This is a genomic window from Cystobacter fuscus (genome assembly GCF_002305875.1).
In the GTDB taxonomy this organism is placed as follows: domain Bacteria; phylum Myxococcota; class Myxococcia; order Myxococcales; family Myxococcaceae; genus Cystobacter; species Cystobacter fuscus_A.
The window spans coordinates 4,191,747-4,213,633 of the sequence record NZ_CP022098.1; the positions used below are offsets into that span (position 1 = coordinate 4,191,747).

Consider the following 21,887-nt stretch of genomic DNA (forward strand, 5'->3'; position numbering starts at 1 on the left):
CCGGGGGGGTACCCGGCGCGTAGGGGCTCAGAACTTGGGAATGCGCAGGGTCTTGCTGATCATCGCGCTGCCGCTCAGGAAGTAGAGCAGCACCAGGGGGTGGAGCTGGTAGCCGCCCAGGCTCCAGACGCCGAAGGGGAGGGCGTCGCCGGTGCGGCCCTGCCAGAAGAAGAAGGCGAGCACCATGACCAGCGCCAGGCTGGTGGGGATGGGGGTGCCCTCGAAGTACTTCACCTTGCCCGTGGCGTCCGCGAGGGTGCTGAGGGTGGCGTTGAAGCGCGCCAGCCGGCTGATGCCGCAGCCCACGAAGTAGAGGAGCACCAGCACGTCCAGCCCCCCGCGCAGTCCCATGGCGAAGGCGAGCGCCGCGGGCGCCATGCCGAAGGAGATGACGTCCGCCAGCGAGTCCAGGTCCGCGCCCAGCGGGGAGGAGCGGAAGCGCCAGCGCGCGATGCGTCCGTCCAGGGCATCGAAGAGGAAGGCCAGGGGCATCAGGCCGAAGGCCAGCCACAACCAGGAGGGCTGGTGCGTGGCCAGGTACTGCATCTGCGCCAGGATGGCGCCCGAGCCCGCGAAGGCGTTGCCCAGGGTGACGAAGTCCGCCGGGGTGAAGGTGCGGATCATCGAGAAGTGGCGGGGTTCTCGTTTGTGCTGCGACTCCGTCGGCATGCAATCCCTCCGCGGCCCCTCGGGGCGTACACCCCTCGGCTTAGCGCATCTCGGGGCGTTCTCCCGAGTTTTTCCCGGACGCGGCGCTGTGTCTCATGGATGCGCTCCCCCCCGGCCCGGGGGTGGGGAGAAGAAGACTTCTGACGATGGGTATCGAACAGCATCCTCGTGGGAAGGGGCGAGGGAAGAGGGAACGATGGACAGGGTCGTGGACAGGACGTTGCCCACCCCCGGATAGGTGCCTAGTTTCGCAACGTGACTCCATAGGGTTCACGCGTGTGGGTTTCCTCGGTGGATGGGCGTGCAGGTGGGGAAGGGACATGGCTGCGATGAGCAAGCGCTGGAGGCTGTGGGTCCTCGCGGTGCTGGTGGTTCTGACGGGGTGTGAGGACAGGGATCGCCCCGTCATCGCCGATGGTCGGTTGACGGCGACACCAGGGGGAGTGGATTTGCAGAGGGTCGCGATGTTCGACGGGCGCGAGGTGGAGGTGGTCCTGCGCAACGTCGGGCGGGCCCGCCTCAATGTGGACGAGGCCTGGGTGGAGGGGGCCGCGGGCGCCTGGCAGGTGGCGTTCACCCATGAGGGGCCGCATGCGCTCGTGCCGGGCAGCGAGTGCGTGCTGCGCGTGCGCTTCAATCCCCAACAGGAGGGGCCGATGCCCGCCACGCTCGTGGTGCGCTCGGACGCGCTGAAGGAGCCCGTGGTGCGCGTGCCCCTGCAGGGGGTGGGTGTGGATGCCTGGGCGCGGGTGACGCCGCGCAAGCTGGACTTCGGCCGCATCGAGCTGGAGTCGACCAAGACGCTCGCGCTCACCGTCTCCAATCCGACGGATCTCCCGGTGGAGGTGACGCCGAAGCTGCTGGGGGTGCAGAAGGACGAGTTCGTCGCGGAGCCGCTCGTGCTCGGGCCGAGCGAGGAGCGCGAGCTGCCCATCACCTTCGTTCCGACGAAGGCGGGCCCCAAGCAGGTGGCGCTCGCGGTGTCCCCCTGCAAGGGGTGCGCGGACGTGGCGGTCCAGGTGTCGGCCGAGGGGTTGGATCGGGCGGTGGTGGCCGAGCCGGCCGAGCTCGACTTCGGCTCGATTCCAGTGGATCAGGAGCGCGTGCGGCCCCTGCGCCTGCACAACCTCAGCACCGAGCCCATGACGGTCACCTCGCTCACGCTGACGAGCACGGAGGCCTCCTTCAGCCATGGGCCGCCGACGCTGCCCCTGGTGCTGGGGCCCGGGGAGGTGCGCACGTGGGACTTCCGCTACAGCCCCGGACACATGGGCCCGGCCGAGAACCTGGCGTCGTTTCGAGTGGAGAGCCGGCGCAATCCGACCACGGACGTGCCGCTGCGCGGCTTTGGCGGCGCGGCGGAGCTGTGCGTGTCGCCGCTCAGCCGGAACTTCGGCCGCCAGCCGCTCGGCTCGAAGACGGCGCAGATCATCAACGTGAAGAACTGCGGCTCGGTCAACGGCGGGCCCCTGACGATCCACGGGCTCGAGCTCCAGCCGACGGACGGCTCCACGGGCGCGGGCAATGGCCTGTACATGGTGCCCGTCACGCTGCCCTACCGGTTGCGGCCCGGCGAGGAGGTGAACCTCAAGGTCTTCTTCGAGCCCATGCGCGAGGGCGCCGCGGCGAGCCGGCTGGTGATGCGCACGGATGTGTACTCGGGCGACACCACGACCCTGACCTTCCAGGGGGAGGGTGAGCAGCACGGGCCCTGCCGTGTCTCCTACACCCCGGTGGCCGTGGACTTCGGCACGGTGCAGCCCGGACGGGGCGCCGTGCTGGGCGTGAAGGTGGACAACCCGGGTGAAGACCTGTGCGCGGTGAAGAACATCCGCATGCGCGACACCGGGGGCGGGGTGTTCAGCCTGCCCGGTGGCGAGCTGGATGGCGTCGTCGTGTATCCGGGGGACTCGTTCAGCTTCATGGTCGCCTTCGCCGCGCCCCTGACGGGCGGGGACTTCCTGGGCTCGGTGCAGATCGAGCAGTGGGATCCGGCCAACCCCCTGGTGCTCATCCCGTTGAGGGCCCACACGCAGGACACGTGCCTGGTGGTGTCGCCGCGCTACGTGGACTTCGGCGTCTCGCGCCCGGATTGTTCGCCCGCGCCGCGCGAGGTGAACTACATCAATGGATGCCAGGCGCCGCTGACGGTGTCGGACGTGCGCATCGGCCCGGGCACCACGGATGGTGAGTTCGTGCTGCGCGACTCGCCCGTGCCGCCCTTCATGCTCGCGCCGGGTGAGGCGTTCACGGTGTCGGTGGGCTACCTCGCCCAGGTGTTCGGGATGAATCTGTCGCCCCTGTTCGTGGCGTCCTCGGATCTACCCGCGCCGATGCTGGTGCCGCTCGTGGGCGAGTCCTCCAAGCGCCTGGACAAGACGGACCAGTTCATCCAGCAGGACGGCTCCAAGGTGGATGTGCTCCTCGTGGTGGACAACACCGCGTCCATGGTGGAGGAGCAGCCGCGCCTGGTGGCGGCCATGCCCGCCTTCGTCGAGGCGGCGCTGGCCAAGGGCGTGGACCTGAACATCGCGGTCACCACCACCGGCATCGATCCAGGTGGCACCAACACCTGCCCGGGTGGTGCGCAGGGCGCGGAGGCGGGCCGCTTCTTCCCGGTGGATGGCAGCCGGCCGCGCATCCTGAACCGTCAGACGCCGGACCTGGCGGCGGTGCTGCAGAACAACGTGAACGTGGGCCAGTGTGCCGCGCTGGAGCAGGGCTTCGAGGCGGTGCGGCGGGCGCTGTCGCCTCCGCTGGTGACGAGCGCGGACGACGTGCGCACCCCGCAGCCCAACGATGGCAACCAGGGCTTCCTGCGCGACGAGGCGGCGCTGGTGGTCGTCTTCGTGGGCGACGAGGATGACCACTCGCCGGACAGCGTGGAGACCTACGTGCGCTTCCTGCAGGCGCGCAAGGGCGAGAACCAGCCGCAGCGCATGACGCTCTACGCGATCGCCCCCACGGCCGAGGGCTGCCCCACGTCGGGTGGTGGCGGCACGCGCTACGCCGAGGCGGCGGCCCGCACGGGGGGCGAGGTGCTCTCCATCTGCTCGGCCGACTACTCGCCGCTGATGCGCTCGGTGGCCAACAAGGCGTTCTCTGCGCAGGACCGCTTCCCGCTGAGCGAGCTGCCGGACGCGGGCAGCATCGCCGTGTCCGTGAACGGCGCGCCCGTCACCGGGGGGTGGAGCTACGACGGAGCCACCAACAGCGTCGTGTTCACCACGGCGCCCGCGGCGGGCGCGAAGGTGGAGATCTACTACCGCCGGGCGTGCGAGTAGGCACGCGGGGGACGGGGGTTGGGGGGAGCGCCGGAGCCGGAAGATCGGCCTCCGGCGGACATGTCGGGCCCGGATGCTACAGCTCCAGATCGGTCTGTGCGGTTGACCGGAAAATTGGAGGGTTACCCATGCTGAGTACCCTGGGGGCATCTCGGCGGCAGGAGGCATCCGTGAGTACCCGACAGCACGACGACAACTCTACTTCCGGGCAGCCGTCCGGTCGTCGCGCGCCATCTCCGGTGCGGCCGCCCGCTGGCGGTCTGCGCGTCATCAAGGGTGGGGGGCAGCGGCGGCAGGACGAGCCCCTGACGTCCCGTGACGCGGTGGCGCGCGTGCTCATGGAGGCGGGCGTGGACCTGCTGTTGCGCCGCATCAGCCCGGCGCGCGCCGCGGAGATCGAGCACAAGGTGGACCGGGTGCTGGATCTCTTCGATCGGGTGGATGCCGCCCCCCTGCTCATGCCCGTGTTGCAGCGGCACCTGGACGACCTGGAGGCGCTCATGCGAGAGACCCGCCAGGTCCGCTCGCCCGTGCGCCGCGGGGGGTAGGCAGGGAAGAGTGTGACAGGAGGTTTGACCCTCCGCGCCGGGCCGCTTACGCTCGTGGCCCTTGTCCGGGCGCTCCGCGTCCCTGGGTCTCCGCCGTGGGGGCATGTCGCACTGTGTCAATCGAGAGCTACGGCAAATACCAGCTCCTCAAGAGGATCGCCACGGGTGGCATGGCTCAGATCTTCCTCGCGCGTGAGCGGGGACAGAATCGGCTGCTGGTCATCAAGCGAATCCTCCCGCACCTGGCGGACAACGAGGAATTCGTCCAGATGTTCCTGGACGAGGCGCGCATCGCGGCTCGGCTTGATCATCCCCACATCGTGCAGATCTACGATCTGGGCTCCCAGGACGACAGCTTCTTCATCGCCATGGAGTACATCCATGGAGAGGATCTGCGCCGGGTGTGGAAGCGCGCCGAGCGCTCCGGGCAGCTCATCCCCGTGCCCTTCGTGTGCCGGGCGCTCAGCGAGGCGTGCGCGGGCCTGGATCATGCGCACAAGAAGGTGGACGCGAACGGCAAGCCGCTCAACATCGTCCACCGGGACATCTCGCCGCAGAACATCCTGCTGACGTTCGATGGGCGCACGAAGGTGGTGGACTTCGGAATCGCCAAGGCGGCGGACCAGGCCACCGAGACGCGCTCGGGCGTGCTCAAGGGCAAGTACTCGTACATGTCGCCGGAGCAGGCCGCGGGCGAGAAGGTGGACCGCCGCAGCGACATCTTCGCCCTGGGCGTGGTGCTCTACGAGCTGCTCACCGGGACGCGGCTGTTCAAGCGCTCCAACGACGTCATCACGCTGCAGGCGGTGATCGAGTGCAAGGTGCTCCCGCCCTCGCAGGTCAACCCCCGCGTGCCGAGGGATCTGGATCCCATCGTCATGAAGGCCCTGGAGCGCGAGCCGGGTGATCGCTACCCGGAGGCGGTGCAGCTGCAGCGGGCCCTGGAGCAGTGGCTCGACACCTATTCGCAGCCCTCGTCCACGGCGCACCTGGCGGCCTACATGAAGGATCTCTACGCCACGCGCCTGGCCGAGGAAGCGCGGCTGGGAGACGTGCTCGTGGAGGAGGCCGAGGCGCACTCGCCCTCGATCGCGCCGAAGTCACCCGATCGCACGGGGAGATCCTCCATCGAGACGATGGCCGCGCCGCGCCCGGACGCGGCCGGTGTGCCGCCGCGCCCGCCGCGCGCCTCCCTGAGCAGCCCGCGCGCCGAGCTGGATCGCAAGCGCACGGTGGATCTGCGCCGGTCTCCGGGCGAGCCCACCCTGGAGGCGTCCGAGGCGGGGGCCCTGTCCGAGACGGAGATGAGGGACCCGGGGCAACCCTCCGCCCAGCCCCGGTCCCACCGCCGCGCCGTGCTGGGAATCGGCGCGGGGGTGCTGGTGGGGTTGTTGCTCGGCGGCGTGTGGGCCCTGCGCTCCGAGCCCGTTCCTCCGCCCTCCGCTCCGTTGGCGCCCGCGGTGGTCGAGGCGCGGCCGACCGAGCCCACTCCCGCCGAGCCCGAGCCCGCGAAGCCCACTCCCACCGAGCCCGAGCCCGCGAAGCCCGCTCTGGTGCAGGTCACCTTGAAGGCGACGCCCGCGCAGGCCGCGCTGACGGTGGACGGCACGCCGTACGAGAAGTCGCCGGTGGTGGTGTCCGCCACGCCGGGACAGGAGCTGCTCGTGCTGGCGCGGGCGCCCCGCTACCAGGAGCTGTCCCGGAAGGTGACGGTGGGGCAGGGCCCCTCGCAGGAGGAGTCCCTGCGGCTGGAGCCCCTGCCCGAGTCGCGCAAGTCCGAGTCGCGCAAGCCCGATTCGCGCGTGTCCCCGCAGCAGGTGGAGCGCACGCCCGTGGGCAAGGGCACGGTGCGCTTCGCGGTGACGCCCTGGGCCGAGGTGACGTGTGGGGGGCGCAACCTGGGCAGCACGCCCCTGGGGGGAGATGTCAGCTTCAACGCGGGCGTGTATGAGTGCCGGTTCTGGAACCCGGACCTCAAGGAGAGCCGCACGGAGCGCGTCGAGGTGAAGCCCAACCGACACACCACCGTGGTCGTGAAGTTCTAGCTCGTAGCCCCGGGACGCTCCGCCGTGACCCTCGAAGCAGGTACCCCCATTGGCAAGTACGTCGTCAAGAGCAAGCTCGCCGAGGGGGGCATGGCGGAGATCTACCTGGCCACCGCCCGGGGGCCGGAGGGATTCGAGAAGGAAGTCGTCATCAAGCGCGTGCGCTCGTTCCTGTCGGACGACGAGGGCTTCGTGCGGATGTTCATCCAGGAGGCGCGGCTGGCCTCGCGGCTCAACCACGCCAACGTGGTGCAGATCTTCGACTTCGACAAGCACGAGGACTCGTACTACCTGGCCATGGAGTACGTGCGTGGCACCTCGCTGTGGAACCTGCGCAAGCGCTGCCGCGAGAAGGGCATCCGCATCCCCCCGGTGCTGGTGGCGTACATCGGCTCCCAGGTGGCGGCGGGGCTGCACTACGCGCACCGCACGCGCTCCCCGGAGGGCGAGACGCTGGGGCTGGTGCACCGCGACGTCACGCCGCACAACGTGCTCCTGTCCTTCGATGGGGCGGTGAAGCTCACCGACTTCGGCATCGCCAAGGCGGGCAACAAGCTCACCCAGCCGGGCGTGCTCAAGGGGAAGTTCGCGTACATGGCCCCGGAGCAGGCGCGCGGGGAAGAGGTGGACGCGCGCACGGACGTGTTCGCGCTCGGCGTGGTGCTCTGGGAGATGCTCACCGGAGGCCGCTTGTTCGACGGCGAGTCGGACGTGGCCGTGCTCCGGGCGGTGCAGGAGAGCGTCATCGTGCCGCCGGCCCGGCTCAATCCGGACGTGCCGGAGGGGCTCGACGAGGTGGTGTGCACCGCCCTGGAGCGGGAGCCGGCGGCGCGCTACCAGTCGGCCGGCGAGCTGGAGCGCGCGCTGGCCCAGTGCGTGCTGCGCGGCGCCACCAGCGTGGACGACACCGACCTGGGCACCTTCGTGCGGCGGCTCTTCGACGTGCCGCTCACCCAGTTCATGCTGTCGCCGGCCGTGCTGCAGGACCGCTCCCAGCGCCATCGCTCCGGCAGCACCGCCGTGGCGCCGGGGGAGTCCGTGTCCGAGCGTCCCGAGCCGCCGTCCGCCTCCAGGGTGGCGCCCGAGCCCCAGGCCGGGAGCGCGCCCGCCGCCCCGCGTGAAGCCACCGCCGTGATGCCGGGAAGCACTCCGTCCTCCGGTTCCCTGCGGCTCGCACCGGGCAACGAGCCCGAGGCGTCCCTGGTGTCCGCGCCCACCCTCGTCCTCGCCCGCGACGTTCCGGGCGGGCAGGAGGCGAAGGCCAGTGCCGCTTCCCCGCGGGCGCTGACGACTCCAGCGGCCCCGCTCCCCGCGGTGAGGCAGTCGAGTTCCCTGCCGTCGGTGGGCGTGCCCTCTCCGGAGGTGTCGGTGGTGAAGGCTCCGGAACCGGCCGTGGCGGCACAGGCCAGCGAGGTGGCGCGTCCGCTCCCGGGCTCGAGCCGTGGACGCCTGGCCGGATGGGTGGGCCTGGGCGTGGGCGTCCTCGTGCTCCTGGGTGGGGGGCTGATGTGGCGGTCGTCCACCGCGCCGTCTCCGGCGGGGGCTCCCGTGCCCGAGCCTGCTCCTGCCCCTGCCAATAAGGAGGTGGCCGGGTCCTCCCCAAGGTCTGGAGTGGAGGCTCCCCCGGCGTCCCCTCCGGCCCGGGAGGCCGTGGTGGCCGCTCCACCGGCCACGGGCGCGCCGTCCGTTCCGGAGCCGTCCGCGCCGGTCCAGTCGTCCGAGGCGACCCCACAGGCCGCGCCCGCCGTGAAGGCCAAGGGGACCCTCGTCGTCCAGGCCATCCCGTATGCCGACGTCTACCTGGACGGCAAGCTCGTCAGGCGCGAGGTGCAGGGGACCTGGACCACGTCACTCGCCGCGGGCACCTACCAGTTGAAGTTCGTCCACCCCAACCACTCCGACTCCTCCAAGGTCACCATCACCGCCAACGGCCGGACGATGAAGAGCTTCCGCCTGCCCGGGCGCTGAGTTCGCTCGCGGTGACGGAGCGCGCGTGATTGTTCACTGCTGATCATGGCCAGGGCGCGGCGTTCTCCCTCGTGAAGGCACGAAAACCTGCATTCCCAATAGGCTGAAGGGCAGGGGACGGGTTAGAGTGGACTCATCCTTTGGAGGGGACATGTCTGAAGTGAAGCAGCAGCGGCCGGAGGAGGAGGCGCCCGAGGAGGCGGAGGGTGGGGCGGAGCGCCGTCGCTCGAAGACGATGTCGCGCAAGGAGATGGCTCGCGACCTGCGGCGCCGCCGTCTGACGGGTCAGATCGACCCCGAGGAGAGCGATCTGCTCCAGGCCGTCGACTCGCAGCGGCCGAAGACCCGGGCGGACTGCGTGAACGGCGCCCGGCCGTGCCTGTTCGTGTCGTGCAAGCACAACCTGTACCTGGATGTGAACCCGGAGACGGGCTCCATCAAGCTCAACTTCCCGGACAAGGAAATCTGGGAATTGGAGCATACCTGCGCGCTGGACGTGGCGGAGAAGGGCGGCATCACGCTCGAGGAGGTGGGGGCCATCATGAACCTCACCCGCGAGCGCATCCGCCAGGTGGAGACGCGCGGCCTCTTGAAGTTGCGCGAAGCCACCGAGGCCGAGCCGCCGGTCTCCGCGCGCAAGCCCTAGGGTGCTGGCTGGGAAGCACGGCGCCCATCCGGTGCTGGCCGCTTCGTTGACACCCCGGGGGGTGGTTGCTAGAGGGACGCCTTCTCCCTCTAGGCGGAGGCACGCAAACCCGTGCTGGCTCTCCTCAGCGTCTCCGATAAACGCGGTCTGGTTCCCTTCGCTCAAGGACTCGTCCGGCTCGGTTTCGAGCTGCTGTCCACCGGAGGCACGCTCGCGGCGCTCCAAGCGGCGGGTGTTCCCGCCCGGAAGGTCTCCGAGCACACCCAGAGCCCGGAGATCCTCGGCGGCCGGGTGAAGACGCTCCACCCCCGCATCCACGGCGGCATCCTCGGTCGGCTGGAACTGGAGGAGGATCGCGCGGAGATGGCCGCTCATGGCATCTCGCCCATCTCCCTCGTGGCGGTCAACCTCTACCCCTTCCGCCAGACGGTGGCCTCCGGTGCCCCCGAGGCCGACGTCATCGAGCAGATCGACATCGGCGGGCCGGCCATGGTGCGTGCCTCGGCCAAGAACTTCCGCCACGTGACGGTGGTGGTGGACCCCGAGGACTACCCGGCCGTGCTGTCCGAGCTCGAGGCGTCCCGCGCCACGAGCGAGCAGACGCGCCGGCGGCTCATGCGCAAGGCGTTCGCGCACACAGCCGCCTATGACGCCTCCATCGCGGGCTGGCTGGCGGAGCAGGCCACCGAGCCCTTCCCCCAGGAGCTGTCGCTCACGTACCAGAAGGTGCAGAGCCTGCGCTACGGGGAGAACCCGCACCAGCGCGGTGCCTTCTACCGCGAGCACGCCGCGCCCTCCGAGCCCACCGTGGCCTTCTCGCGCGTGCTGCAGGGCAAGGAGCTGTCCTACAACAACATCCTGGACCTGGATGCGGCGCTGGGGCTGGTGCTGGAGTTCCCCGAGCAGCCCTGCGCGGTCATCATCAAGCACAACACGCCCTGCGGCGTGGCGCTGGATGGCTCGCTGGTGGCGGCCTACCGCACGGCGCGCGCCATCGACGAGGTGTCCGCCTTCGGCGGCATCGTGGCGCTCAACCGCGAGGTGGACTCGGCGTGCGCCGAGGCCCTGGCGGAGACCTTCCTCGAGGCCGTCATCGCCCCGTCCTACTCGGCCGAGGCCCTGCGGTTGCTCGCGGCCAAGAAGAACCTGCGCCTGCTGGAGGCGGGCCCCGGGCTGGCCTCGCCCACGGCCCGTCCCCGGGCGCAGCTCGAGGCGCGCAGCGTGTCCGGTGGCCTCGTGGTGCACGACCGGGACGCGGTGGAGCCGCCGCTGGAGTGGAAGGTGGTCAGCAAGCGGGCTCCCACCCAGGAAGAGGAGAAGGCCCTGCGCTTCGCCTGGCGGGTGTGCAAGCACGTGAAGAGCAACGCCATCGTCTTCTCCAATGGCCAGAAGCTGCTGGCCGCGGGCGGCGGACAGACGAGCCGCGTGGACTCGGCGAAGATCGCCACCGCGCGAGGCGGCGCGGCCCTCAAGGGCAGTGCCGTGGCCTCGGACGCCTTCTTCCCCTTCCGCGACGGACTCGACGAGGCGGCCCGCGCCGGAGCCACCTGCGTGGTGCAGCCTGGCGGCTCGGTGCGTGACGCGGAATTGATCGCCGCCGCGGATGAACATGGCATGGCAATGGTTCTCACGGGAGTGAGACACTTCCGGCACTGAGCCCTCATGCGGATTACCTGCCAAAAATGCGCGGCGGCCTACGCCATCGATGACCGGGTCATCACCCCCAAGGGCGTGCGTGCGCAGTGCCCACGCTGCCGCCATCTGCAGTTGGTGAAGCGAGAGGAGTCCGCGTCTTCCGCGGAGCCCGCTCCGGAGCCCGCTCCGGCCGCCAAACCCGCCGCCAAGCCCGCCGCCGCGGCCGCCAAGCCCGCGGCCACCGCCAAGCCCGCCGCAGCCGCTGCCAAACCAGCCGCCGCGGCCGCCAAGCCCGCTGCGGCCGCCAAACCCGCTGCGGCTGCCGCCAAACCCGCCGCCGCAGCCAAGCCCGCCACGGCCGCCGCCAAGCCCGCCGCCGCGGCCGCCAGGTCGGCGGGTTCGTCGCGTCCCGCGACCCTCTCCGACGAGCTGTTTGGTGACCTGAGCCAGCTCTCCCCTGCTACTGGCGATTTCCCCACGGGCTCACTGCAGGATGAGGTCTCACCCTCCAGCGGACCTCCGCCGTCGCCCTTTCCGCCCGCCTCCAAGGACTCGCTGTTCGGAGACATCGGGGAGCTCACCCAGTCGTCGCCGTCCAATCCGACGCTCGATACCGAGGAGGAGGGCCGGCAGCACACTCCAAGCTATTCGCTGCCGTCGGGAGACCTGCTGTTCGACGAGCCCGAGCCGCCTCCTCCCGCGCCCGCTCCACCTCCGTCGAGGCCCGCTCCCAAGCCCGCCGTGCAGGCCAGGCAGGAGGTGGCGCCGGCCGCCCCCGCCTTTCCGGCGCCGTCGGACGACGCCCTGTTCGACTTCAACGCGCCTCCCGGCTTCGACGCCCCTCCCCCCGCGCCGCCTCCTCCTGCCCGGCCGGCCGCTCAGGCCAGGCCAGCGCCTCAGCCCGCTCCGGCGCCGTCGGACGACGCCCTGTTCGACTTCAACGCTCCTCCGGGCTTCGACGCGCCTCCCCCCGCGGAGGCGCCCGCGGCCGGGGGAGATCCCCTCCTCGACTTCTTCGGAGCTCCCCCCGACGCCGAGCCCGCCGCCGCGCCCGTCAGGTCCGCTCCGGCTCCAGCGCCCGTGCTCGCTCCCGCTCCGGTGGCCAAGGGGTGCCGTGAGTGTGGCAAGCCGCTCGTGGATCCCTTCGATCAGGCGCTCGGCGCGTGCGAGGACTGCCGGCACCGGGGCCAGAAGGCCGAGCCCCAGCCCGCGCAGGAGGCGGCACCTTCCGTCGAAGTCATCGACCTGCCGCCCATGGACTCGTCCATGCCCGTGCCCGAGGCGGGACGTTCCATTCCCGCCGCTCCCCCGTTGCCTCCCGAGCCTCGAAGCGCCGCGCGCGCCGCGGCCGCCCGCACGGGCGTCGTGGCCGTGTCGGCGTCCAGTGGCCGGAGCAAGGGGCCGCTGGTGGCCGCGGTGGTGGTGTTGTTGCTCGCTGGCGCCGGCGCGGCCGCGTACTTCCTCTCTCCCGACGTCAAGACGCTCGTGGAGAAGCCGCTGGCCGCGGCGGGGTCGGGGTCGGGGTCGGGGTCGGGATCAGCGTCGGCCCCCAAGAAGCAGGACCCTTCGGAACCGTTGCCTCCCGCGGTCGCGGCCGTGTTGCCGCGCTGGCAGTTGTTGTTCGTGGACAACGACAGCAAGGAGGGCGACAGCCCGCGGTTGATCGAGGAGGGCCAGGCCCTGCTCGCCAAGGATCAACGCTTCGCCTACGCGCAAGCGGCGGAGCTGTTCCAGCGCGCGCTGCTGGCGGATCCCAGGAGTGACGCGGCCATTGGCGGCTATGTCCAGGCGCTCGCGCTGGGGCGTGGCTCCCTGATGGACGATACGAGCTTCCAGGAAGCGCGCTCGCTCATCGAGGCCGCGGAGCAGCGTGACCCGGGCAACGCCGACCTGCGGGTCGCCCACGCCAACCTGCTGCTGTCCCACCCCGAGGAGTCGGGGAACCTGGAGCAGGCGCGCAAGATCGCCGAGGACGTGCTCGCCGATACCAAGGAGGGCACCGGGGCCCAGAAGGCCGAGGCCCATCTGGTGATGGGCCGCACCTTCATGGCGTCCTCCCGCGAGCTGGCCATCGAGCATTTCGAGTCCGCGCTGGCCATCTCGTCGGAGCTGGAGCGGGTGCACTACTACCGGGCGCTGTTGGATGAGTCCTCGGGAGACTACTCGGCGGCGATCGGCCGCCTGCAGAAGCGGCTCGAGCAGGATCCGGAGCATTGGGAGACGATCAGCACCCTGGTGCGCATCTACCTCGAGGTGGGGGAGCCGCAGCTGGCGCGTCAGCTCTACGAGACCCGGCTCAAGGCCGCCCCGAACGACTTCCAGACGCTCCTGGCGAGCGCGGTGATGCGCTACCAGGCCGAGGGCTCCCTCCAGGGCGCGTTGAAGGCCCTGCGCGGCATGCTGGACAATCGCGACAAGTACGATCAGCGCCAGGTCGCGGAGCTGCTGCTGCACCTGTCCATCACCGAGCGCCTGGCCAACAACCTGGATGCCTCGGCCAAGGCCGGCCGCGAGGCCCTGCAACTGGACAAGAACAACCCCGCGGTCCACCTCCAGCTCTTCTTCGTGTCCCTGGCGCGCAAGGATGCCGCCGAGGCCACCAGCCACCTCGCCATCCTCAAGGGGCATCTGGGCGAGCCCGCCCTGGAGAAGATCCTCGAGGGCCGCCTGCGGCTGCTCGAGCGCAAGCCCGCGGAGGCGATGACGCTCTTCACCGAGGCCGCCCGGCTGGATCCGCGCCACACGGACGCCCTGCTGCTCGCGGGCGTGGCCGCCGCCCAGGACGGACGCCGGGAAGAGGCCTTCCGGGTGCTCGCCCAGGCGCTGCTGGGAGATCCCCACCGGGTCGCCCCGAGGCCCGTCCTCACGCCCTTCTATCAGCGCCCCGGAGAGCTCATCCAGGGCATGGATGGCTCCATCGCGGGGATCGCCCGCGGGGATGACGACCTGTTGCCCTTCCTCTACGAGGGGCTGCTGCGCTACCACCAGGGCGAAGGCGCGGCCGCGGAGAAGATGTTCAAGAAGGTGTCCGAGGTGGATGCCAGCAATGCCCAGGCGTCCTCCTTCCGCGCGCTGATCGCCCTCGCCCGCAAGGACCGCAAGAGCGCGGACGAGGCCAAGGGACAGGCCGCGCGCGCGGTGGCGGGAGGGCGACAGGTGGCGCTCGCCCACTACGTCCAGGGGCTCGTGCTGGCCAACGCCAAGCAGGTGGAGCCCGCCCGCAAGTCCCTGCGCGAGGCGGTGATGCTCGCCCCGAAGCTGTACGCGGCCGAGGTGAAGCTGGGCGAGCTGGAGGCCCCCTCCAGTCCCGGTCCGGTGCGCGAGCGCCTGGTCCGGCTGTTGGGGATCGATCCCTCGTACCTGCCCGCCAAGCGCGTGCTCTACCTGATCGACAAACGAGGTTGACGTGAAGGTTCTTCTCCTCGGCTCCGGCGCGCGCGAGCATGCGCTCGCGTGGAAGCTGTCCCAGAGCCCACGGCTCACGAAGCTATGGGTGGGACCGGGCAATGTGGGCACCGCGCGCGTGGGCACCAACGTGCCGCTGGACGCGCAGGATCCCTCCGCGGTGGTGGCGTTCGCCCGCCGCGAATCGGTGGACCTGGTGGTGGTGGGTCCCGAGGCGCCGCTGGTGGCGGGCGTGGCGGATGCGCTCGCCGTGGCGGGCATCCCGTGCTTCGGGCCGGTGGAGGCCGCCGCGCGTGTCGAGGGCTCCAAGGCCTTCGCCAAGGAGATCATGGTGGAGGCGGGCGTGCCCACCGCGGACTACCGCGTGTTCACCGACCTGGCCGAGGCCGAGGCCCATGCGGTGGCGCAGGGCCGCATCGTCGTCAAGGCGGATGGGCTGGCCGCGGGCAAGGGCGTCATCGTGGCGCACGATGCCAACGCCGCGCGCGAGGCGGTGCGGGCGGTGGGCGCCATGGGCAGCGCCGGCCAGCGGCTGGTGCTGGAAGAGCTGCTCGAGGGCGAGGAGGTGTCCGTCATCGCCCTGTGCGACGGCGAGCGCTACGTGCTCCTGCCTCCCGCGCAGGACCACAAGCGCGTGGGAGAAGGGGACACCGGCCCCAACACCGGAGGCATGGGCGCGTACGCTCCCGCGCCCTTCCTGTCCGCCGCGCGGCTCGCCGAGGTGGGTGAGCAGGTGATCGCTCCGACGCTGGCGACGCTGCGGCGCCGGGGCACGCCCTTCCGGGGTGCGCTGTACGCGGGGCTGATGCTCACCCCGCGCGGCCCCAGGGTGCTGGAGTTCAACGCGCGCTTCGGCGACCCCGAGACGCAGGTGTTGATGATGCAGCTCGCCGAGGACGTACTGCCGCTGCTGGACGCGTGCGCGCGGGGCAAGCTGGAGCCGCGGGTGCTCGCGGTGCATCCCGGCGCCTCGGTGGGTGTGGTGCTCGCCGCCGAGGGCTATCCGGAAGCGCCCCGGAAGGGAGCCCGCATCGAGGGGGTCGACACGGTCGCCTCCGACTGCCCGGTGTTCGTCGCGGGCGTGGACGGCGAGTGGCGGACGGCGGGAGGCCGGGTGCTCACCGTGTGCGCGCGGGGCACGGACCTCGCCCAGGCGCGCGCCCAGGCCTACTCCGCCGTGGGGCGCATCCACTTCGAGGGCATGCACTTCCGCCGGGACATCGGAGCCAAGGGGCTTGGCGCGCCCGCCGTGACGCCGTGAACCTGCTCTCGCGCTACCTGCTGAAGGAGCTGGTCATCCCCCTGGTGGTGTGGGTGGCCTTCCTCTTCCTCCTGCTGTTCGTCATGCAGTTCCTGCGCGGCACGGATGTGCTCCTCGGCTCGGCGGTGACGCTCGGGGACATGGGGTGGTTGCTCGTCTACCTGTCACCCCACTTCCTGGTGATGGCGCTGCCCATCGCCTTCCTGCTGGCCATCCTCCTGGGGCTGGGCCGCCTGTCCGAGGATCGGGAGATCACCGCCCTGCAGGCGCTCGGCATCGGTCCGGTGCGGCTGATCGCCGGGCCCCTGTTCATCGGCGCCGTGCTCTCCGCGTTGATGCTGCTCATCACCTGCACCGCCGAGCCCTGGGGGCTCACCAGCGTGAAGGAGTTCGTCGCGGAGATCATCAAGAAGAACGTGGTGGGCGACGTGAAGCCCGGCGTCTTCTACGAGGATCTCTCCAACCTCACCCTCTACGCCGAGCAGGTGGAGGGCGAGGAGCACCAGTGGAAGCACGTGCTGTTGCACGATGACCGGGAGCCGTCCGCGCCGCTGTTGATGCTCGCGCACCAGGGCCAGGTGAACACGAACACCTCCGGGCAGGTGCTGACGCTGGTGCTCGGCGATGGCGAGGCACACCGGGCCAATCGCGGCGCGGCGTCCTACTCCGTCGTCACCTTCGAGAAGGCGGAGATCGCCGTGGGCGTGGAGGGCAGCATGGGCCGGCGCAACCGGTTCCGCTCCCCCAAGGAGGAGCTCACCCCGGTCGAGTTGCTGGAGGCCGCGGAAGAAGCCGAGCGCACGGGGGGCGATCCCCGGCCCTTCCGCATGGCGCTGCACACCCGGGTGGGCAACGCGCTCGCGCCGCTGTCCTTCGCGCTGCTGGGCACGCCGCTGGCCATCGGCCGCCGCCAGGGCGGACGCGCCTGGGGCTTCCTGCTCACGCTGGCCGGCTACGTGCTCTTCTACCTGCTCACGCGGGTCTTCGAGCAGATGGGGCAGCAGGGGCGGTTGCCGATCCCCCTGGCGGGCCAGCTCACCAACCTCATCTTCTGCGCGGTGGGCGCCGTGGCCCTCTACCGCGTCAACCGCTCGGGGACGGTGCGGTGAGCACCACGCTCTTCCGCTACGTGGTCCGCACGTACGTGGGCTTCGCGGTGGGCATCCTCTGCGCCCTGGTCACGGTGTTCCTGGTGGTGGACTTCGTGGACCGCTCGCGCAGCTACACGGGCGAGGGCTGGGTGTGGAGTGTCCTCGAGCTCTACGCGAACAAGGCGCTGCTCTCCGTGCAGCAGCTCGGGCCGGCGGCGCTGCTGCTCGCGGCGGGGGCGGCGGTGTCCTCGCTGCGCAAGCGCGGCGAGGTGACGGCGATGCGCGCCTTGTCCTTCGGTCCCAAGGCCCTCTACCTGCCCGTGGGAGTGAGCGTGGGTCTGGCGTGCGTGGGGCTCATCGCCTTCGACGAGTGGGTGGTGGTGCCCGCGGGCATCCGCGTGGATGAGATCACCACCCAGCGCTTCAACCGCTGGGGCGACTGGGGCATGTACCACACGCCCAAGCAGTGGTTCCGCCGGGGAGACCACATCTTCTACCTGCGCAGCGGCAGCGCACAGGAGGGTTTCGTGGACGTGGCCATCCTCACCGTGACGTCGGACTTCCGGCTCGCGCGGCGCGTGGATGCCCGGAGCATGCGCTCCGTGGAGGGCACGCGCTGGATGCTGGAGGGCGTGGTGGAGCGCACCTTCACGCGCGACGGCCAGTCCTCGGTGCGCGAGCTGGACGAGGTGGAGTACGACCTGGGTGCCAGCGCGAGAACCTTCCGCATCCGTCCGGGCCGGCCCGAGCAGATGCGGGTGCCGGTGCTGCGCGAGCAGATCGCCGCGCGCGGCGAGGTGGGACTGGCGACGCGGCAGTTCTCGCTCGTGCTCCACAACCGCTTCGCCTATCCGCTGGCGGGTCTGCCCGCGGCGCTGCTGGCGGTGGGCCTGGCGCTGAGGCCGGGACGCAAGGGCAACCTGACGGTGGCGCTCGTCGAGGGGCTGCTCATCTCGGTGATCATGTGGGGACTGATGGTGGTGGCCCGGACGCTGGTGCTCTCCGAGCGGCTGTCGCCCGTGCTGGCGGCGTGGTTCCCCGTCGCCCTGCTCGTCGTGGCCGCGGTCCTGCTGTGGTTGCGCGGCGAGGGCCGCCTGGGCAGGAGTGGGGGATGAACGTGCGCCGGGACGTGCTCGAGCGCGTGCTGCTCGTGTTCATGCTGCTCTGGGGCGTGGGGTGCCTCTTCCTGGAGGGCCTCGCGGTGGTGGGGCTCGCGGGCAGTGCGTTGGGGGCGCTCGTGGTGGCCCGGCAGGAGGGGGTCACGGTGCGCGGAGCCGTGCTCGCCTGGGTGCCGCTCGTCGTGTTCCTCGCGTGGTCGTTGCTCATCCCCACGCTGGCCGGACACCCGCCGCGCGGCACGGGCGTGGCGCGCCTGCTGGACTTCGTGGGCATCCCCGTGGCGGCGGTGGCCTTCGGCTTCCTGTCGGACGCGCGGCGGATGCGGCTCGCGTGGGTCGTGGGGGGGCTGTTCCTCGTGTCGTGCGCGGTGGCGGGACTCCAGCACTTCGGCGTGTGGCCTCCACTGGAGGCCTGGGCCCCCCTGGCCTGGACGCGCCTGCCCTTCGATCGGGTCTACGAACCCGTCGTCGGCGCGGAGCACCGCTTCATGGCCGGAGGGCTGCTCTTCCACCGGCTGAAGTTCTCCCACATCGGGGGCATGGCGGCGGTCTTCGCCCTGGGCGTGGGCCTGCGCCTGCGAGGGCGGAGGCAATGGGCGGCGCTCGTGGTGGCGGGCGTGGGGCTCGTCTCCGTGGGCCTCTTTCCCTATGCCCGCGCGGGCAGCGTGGCGCTGGTGGCGGTGATGGGCGGGGTGGTGCTGCTCGGCCTGCCCCGGCGCGTGGCCCTGCCCACGTGCGCCGCCGTGCTGGCGCTGGCCGTGTTGGCGCTGGCGCTCGACCGGCCCCTGCGCGAGCGCTTCCTCGACAGTGGTACCGATTCGGGCTCGGGCAACCGGCCGGCGCTGCGGGAGACGGGCCTGCGCGCGCTGCGTCAACACCCGCTGACGGGGGTGGGCCCGGGACGCTTCCAGGCGAAGAAGTACGCCACCCCGGACATGCCCGAGCAGGCGCGCGAACACCCCGGCAAGTCCCACAACCAGTACCTCAGCATGGCCGCCGAGACGGGCGTGCCGGGGGCGCTGCTCTTCGTGGCGCTGCTCGGCTGGCTCGCCTGGCGCATGCCCCGGGGCCGCCCCGAGGGACTGGGGGCACTCGGAGCGCTCGGGTTCTTCTGTCTGCTGTCCCTGCTGCATGATCCGCTCTTCCACGTCCAGGCCTCCCAGGCGCTGGTGCTCTTGCTGGGCATTGGCCTGAGCGCGCGCCGCGGGGTCGACTGGCGCAGCGGGACGCAGGCGGGCTAAGTCTTCGGGGAGCGAGTCCTGGGGAGGGCCCGCGTTCCTTCCATGACTCATCCTGCTGCCAATGACGTGCGCGTGGGCTCGGTGCTGCGGGGCACGTATGAAATCACCTCGTTGCTCGGCAAGGGGGGCATGGGCGCCGTCTACCTCGCGAGCCATCGCCGGCTTCCCAGCAAGCAGGTCGCCGTCAAGGTGCTGCGCGGCGGGGCGGACCTCTCCCCAGAGCAGTACGCGCGCTTCCGCCGGGAGGCGGAGATCGCCTCGCGGCTCGGCCATCCGAACATCGTCGAGGTGCTCGACTTCGACACCCTGGAGGACGGCACGCCCTTCCTGGTGATGGAGTACCTGCGCGGAGAGAGCCTCGAACAGCGGCTGGCGCGCGGCCCCCTGTCGCTCGAGGAGACGATGTCCCTCACGCGGCAGATCGGCTCGGGGCTCACGGCGGCCCACCGCGCGGGCGTGGTGCACCGGGACCTCAAGCCCGCCAACGTGTGGCTCGTCCCCATGGACTTGGGGAGCAGCGTGGGCACGCGGGTGAAGCTGCTCGATTTCGGCATCTCGAAGATGCTCGACTCCCAGACGATCCAGACGCAGGACTCGGTGTTGATGGGCACGCCCCAGTACATGGCGCCCGAGCAGGCCATGGGCAGGAATCGCGAGGTGGACGCGCGCACGGATCTCTTCGCGCTCGGGTGCATCGTGTACGAGATGCTGTCGGGCCGGTCTCCGTTCGAGGGAGAGGACAACGGCATCCTCCAGGTGATTGACCGCATCGTCCACTCGCAACCCGAGCCCCTCATGCTCCTGCGCCCCGGGCTGCCCGAGCACGTGCTCTCCGCGGTGGGGCGCGCCCTGGCGAAGAGCGCGCGGGACCGTCACGCGGATGTCGCGGCCTTCATCCAGGAGCTGACGGGAAGGCCGCTCCTGTCCCTGTCCAGGACCGCGATGCCCAGGGTGTTCATGCCCTCGAACCCGAGAATGGCGGCGGTGGTGGCGGCAACGGATCGTTCCAGCAAGGACGGGGAGGGGGAGGAGCCCACGCTCGTGCCCGCGTCGACGGTGCGCTTCGCGGCGCCCGTGCCACCCGCGAGTGCCTCCGAGCGTCCTGAAAACCCTCCCGGGGAAATCCGCCGGGCCCGCCGACCGGTGCCGAAGTGGGTCGTGGGCGTGGGCTGGGCGGTCGTGGTGGTGGGTTTCTCGGCCGCCGCGTGGTGGATGCGGTCGCCGCCTCTCACGCCCGAGCGGCCCTCCGCTCCGGCTCCCGTGAGAGAGCCGCTCCCGGAGGCGCCGCGGTAACAATCCATCGAGTTCTGATCACCCGCGCCAGCCGGGACTCCTCCCCTGGCGCCTTACCCCACAGGAGACAGACGTGAGAGTCATCGTGGCGATGTTGGCCGTGGTCGCGGTACTGGAAGCAGGTCATGCCCGGGCGGCCGCGCCCGTGGAGCCGGGCAAGGTGTTCGCCGGTCAGAACGGCGAGTTGGTGACGGCGATCCCGCTCTCGCCCGCGGACGAGAAGAAGGCCATCGTCCTCGTGCAGGGCACCGACAGCGAGCTCGACGGCAAGGTGCTCCCCTATGACGTGGAGACGTCGGGCCAGGACGTGCGCTACGTCACCCAGTTGCATGGCCGCCGCTATGTCACCCTGTACCTGCTCGCCACGGGCTCGCGCCGGAACTACTACGTGAACGTGCCGGGCCGACGCGACGACACCGTGGTGACCTTCGATGACGCGCGCACCCGCGCGCTCAAGGGCGAGGAGGTGTACGCGCTGCATCAGAAGCAGAAGTCGCAGGGGGTGCTCACCCGCCTGATGGCCTTCGATCGCAAGGGCGAGGAGGCCGAGGTCGAGCGCGCGCTGGCCGCGTCGGTGAAGCGCATGAACGAGGCGTGCGGCTCGCAGACGGTGGGGCTCGTGGAGTGGGCGAGCATCCCGGACGAGCTGATCAAGGAATACAGCATCGCCTCCTACTGCGAGGCCCCGCTCGATTCGCTGCGCAAGCTGTGCGCGTCGGCCGAGGCGAAGAAGGTGGTGCAGACGCGCATCAAGGAGGCGAGCTGCCGCTTCGGGGACGCGCCGGCCGTGAAGGTGGAGTCGGGCCGGCTGACGTGGACGACGGCCAAGGACGCGTCCAACCAGGAGGAGTTCGCCACGAAGGCCTTCCTGGACACGCTCGAGTCCACCCGGGGCCAGGGCGAGAAGCTCGTCGCGAGGATGCAACTGGAGAAGACCCACGTGTGCACGGATGGCAAGGGGCACTACGTGCTCGTGCGGCCCGACGAGACGCACACCGTGCAACTGGCCTACGGAGACGGCCAGCGCTTCGTCGAGGTCGCCTCGCCGCCCTGGGTCCTCAACGGCCACTACTTCCTGGAGCCGCGCTTCTACCACAAGACGATGAACCACTCGTTCCGGGGGCTCGACATGGGCCTGTACTCGGAGGTGGAAGTGGACGAGGAGAAGAACACCTGCGCGGTGCGCTGTGGCGAGCGCACCATCCCGTTCACCTGGGTCGACGGGGAGCAGAAGGAGACGCTGGTGTCCAAGGCCACCTTCGAGCCCAATCCCCAGAAGTACGTGCCCTACGCGCTGCTGCGCGATCAGAAGGGGCGCTATTACCTGGTGGAGCGCGGCTTCAAGAAGGAAGAGGAGCGCAACTTCCGTGTCTCCATCGGGCCCAAGGGCAATCTCCAGGTCCAGAAGATGAAGGACGTGGTCTCCGACTCGGAGGGGGAGATCTTCTCGACGAAGCGGGGTGATCTGCGGCTCGTCGTGCAGAAGGATCTGCCCTCGCTGTGGATCGAGAACAAGAAGCGGACGGAGCTGCGCACGGTGCCCGTCGAGGAGAACCTGCCGCTCATCTACAACGAGCTCGGGGTGTACACGGGCGCCCGTCTGGGCACGCCGTGCGACGACCAGTGAGCCCAGGGCCCGTCCTCCCGCCTGCCCGGATGTGCTGAGGGAGCAGGTTATAGGTG

Annotated in this window: 14 protein-coding genes; 13 read left to right on the forward strand and 1 reads right to left on the reverse strand. The window is 70.7% G+C overall.

All coding sequences use genetic code 11. The features are described 5' to 3' along the window. Positions 1–27: 27 nt before the first annotated feature. Positions 28–669: a CDP-alcohol phosphatidyltransferase family protein gene (locus CYFUS_RS17235; protein ID WP_095986219.1), complete on the reverse strand. Its 642-nt coding sequence runs from the start codon at positions 667–669 to the stop codon at positions 28–30. 329 nt (positions 670–998) lie between these two features. Between CYFUS_RS17235 and CYFUS_RS17240 the strand changes: the two genes are divergently transcribed. From CYFUS_RS17240 to CYFUS_RS52745, 13 genes are all read left to right on the forward strand, one after another. Beyond that, a complete protein-coding gene (locus CYFUS_RS17240; RefSeq protein ID WP_095986220.1) occupies positions 999–3,953 on the forward strand; it encodes a choice-of-anchor D domain-containing protein in 2,955 nt (984 codons plus the stop codon). Between the two features lie 170 nt (positions 3,954–4,123). Then, positions 4,124–4,501 carry a hypothetical protein gene (locus CYFUS_RS17245; protein ID WP_232537618.1) on the forward strand — a complete coding sequence of 126 codons (378 nt, stop codon included), beginning with the start codon at positions 4,124–4,126 and terminating at the stop codon, positions 4,499–4,501. A gap of 113 nt (positions 4,502–4,614) precedes the next feature. Next, positions 4,615–6,546: a serine/threonine protein kinase gene (locus tag CYFUS_RS17250; protein WP_095986222.1), complete on the forward strand. Its 1,932-nt coding sequence runs from the start codon at positions 4,615–4,617 to the stop codon at positions 6,544–6,546. Between the two features lie 24 nt (positions 6,547–6,570). Beyond that, positions 6,571–8,514 carry a serine/threonine protein kinase gene (locus tag CYFUS_RS17255; protein ID WP_232537620.1) on the forward strand — a complete coding sequence of 648 codons (1,944 nt, stop codon included), beginning with the start codon at positions 6,571–6,573 and terminating at the stop codon, positions 8,512–8,514. Between the two features lie 151 nt (positions 8,515–8,665). Beyond that, entirely contained in the window at positions 8,666–9,160 is a 495-nt protein-coding gene (locus CYFUS_RS17260; RefSeq protein ID WP_095986223.1) for a sigma factor-like helix-turn-helix DNA-binding protein, read from the forward strand. A gap of 111 nt (positions 9,161–9,271) precedes the next feature. After that, entirely contained in the window at positions 9,272–10,816 is a 1,545-nt protein-coding gene (purH, locus tag CYFUS_RS17265) for a bifunctional phosphoribosylaminoimidazolecarboxamide formyltransferase/IMP cyclohydrolase (RefSeq protein ID WP_095986224.1), read from the forward strand. 6 nt (positions 10,817–10,822) lie between these two features. Further along, positions 10,823–14,200, forward strand: coding sequence for a tetratricopeptide repeat protein (locus tag CYFUS_RS17270; RefSeq protein ID WP_095986225.1), 3,378 nt, complete (start codon positions 10,823–10,825; stop codon positions 14,198–14,200). A 1-nt stretch (position 14,201) separates the two neighbouring features. After that, positions 14,202–15,461, forward strand: coding sequence for a phosphoribosylamine--glycine ligase (gene purD / locus CYFUS_RS17275; protein WP_095986226.1), 1,260 nt, complete (start codon positions 14,202–14,204; stop codon positions 15,459–15,461). Further along, entirely contained in the window at positions 15,458–16,570 is a 1,113-nt protein-coding gene (locus CYFUS_RS17280; RefSeq protein ID WP_095986227.1) for an LptF/LptG family permease, read from the forward strand. The genes purD and CYFUS_RS17280 overlap by 4 nt, the downstream gene beginning before the upstream one ends. Then, complete coding sequence (locus CYFUS_RS17285) at positions 16,567–17,667, forward strand: LptF/LptG family permease (RefSeq protein WP_095986228.1); 1,101 nt, start codon at positions 16,567–16,569, stop codon at positions 17,665–17,667. Before CYFUS_RS17280 ends, CYFUS_RS17285 begins: the two co-directional genes overlap by 4 nt. Continuing rightward, positions 17,664–18,911, forward strand: a complete 1,248-nt coding sequence (locus CYFUS_RS17290) for an O-antigen ligase family protein (RefSeq protein ID WP_095986229.1) — start codon at positions 17,664–17,666, stop codon at positions 18,909–18,911. Before CYFUS_RS17285 ends, CYFUS_RS17290 begins: the two co-directional genes overlap by 4 nt. Before the next feature lie 42 nt (positions 18,912–18,953). Then, positions 18,954–20,204: a serine/threonine-protein kinase gene (locus CYFUS_RS17295; protein ID WP_095986230.1), complete on the forward strand. Its 1,251-nt coding sequence runs from the start codon at positions 18,954–18,956 to the stop codon at positions 20,202–20,204. 73 nt (positions 20,205–20,277) lie between these two features. Next, positions 20,278–21,831, forward strand: a complete 1,554-nt coding sequence (locus CYFUS_RS52745; protein WP_232537621.1) for a hypothetical protein — start codon at positions 20,278–20,280, stop codon at positions 21,829–21,831. Positions 21,832–21,887 lie beyond the last annotated feature (56 nt).

Excerpts from the sequence above, each read along its gene's own strand:
- CYFUS_RS17235 (WP_095986219.1), bottom strand. The coding sequence starts at position 669 with ATGCCGACGGAGTCGCAGCACAAACGAGAACCCCGCCACTTCTCGATG.
- CYFUS_RS17290 (WP_095986229.1), top strand. The coding sequence starts at position 17,664 with ATGAACGTGCGCCGGGACGTGCTCGAGCGCGTGCTGCTCGTGTTCATG.
- CYFUS_RS17270 (WP_095986225.1), top strand. The coding sequence starts at position 10,823 with ATGCGGATTACCTGCCAAAAATGCGCGGCGGCCTACGCCATCGATGAC.
- CYFUS_RS17260 (WP_095986223.1), top strand. The coding sequence starts at position 8,666 with ATGTCTGAAGTGAAGCAGCAGCGGCCGGAGGAGGAGGCGCCCGAGGAG.
- CYFUS_RS17295 (WP_095986230.1), top strand. The coding sequence starts at position 18,954 with ATGACTCATCCTGCTGCCAATGACGTGCGCGTGGGCTCGGTGCTGCGG.
- CYFUS_RS17240 (WP_095986220.1), top strand. The coding sequence starts at position 999 with ATGAGCAAGCGCTGGAGGCTGTGGGTCCTCGCGGTGCTGGTGGTTCTG.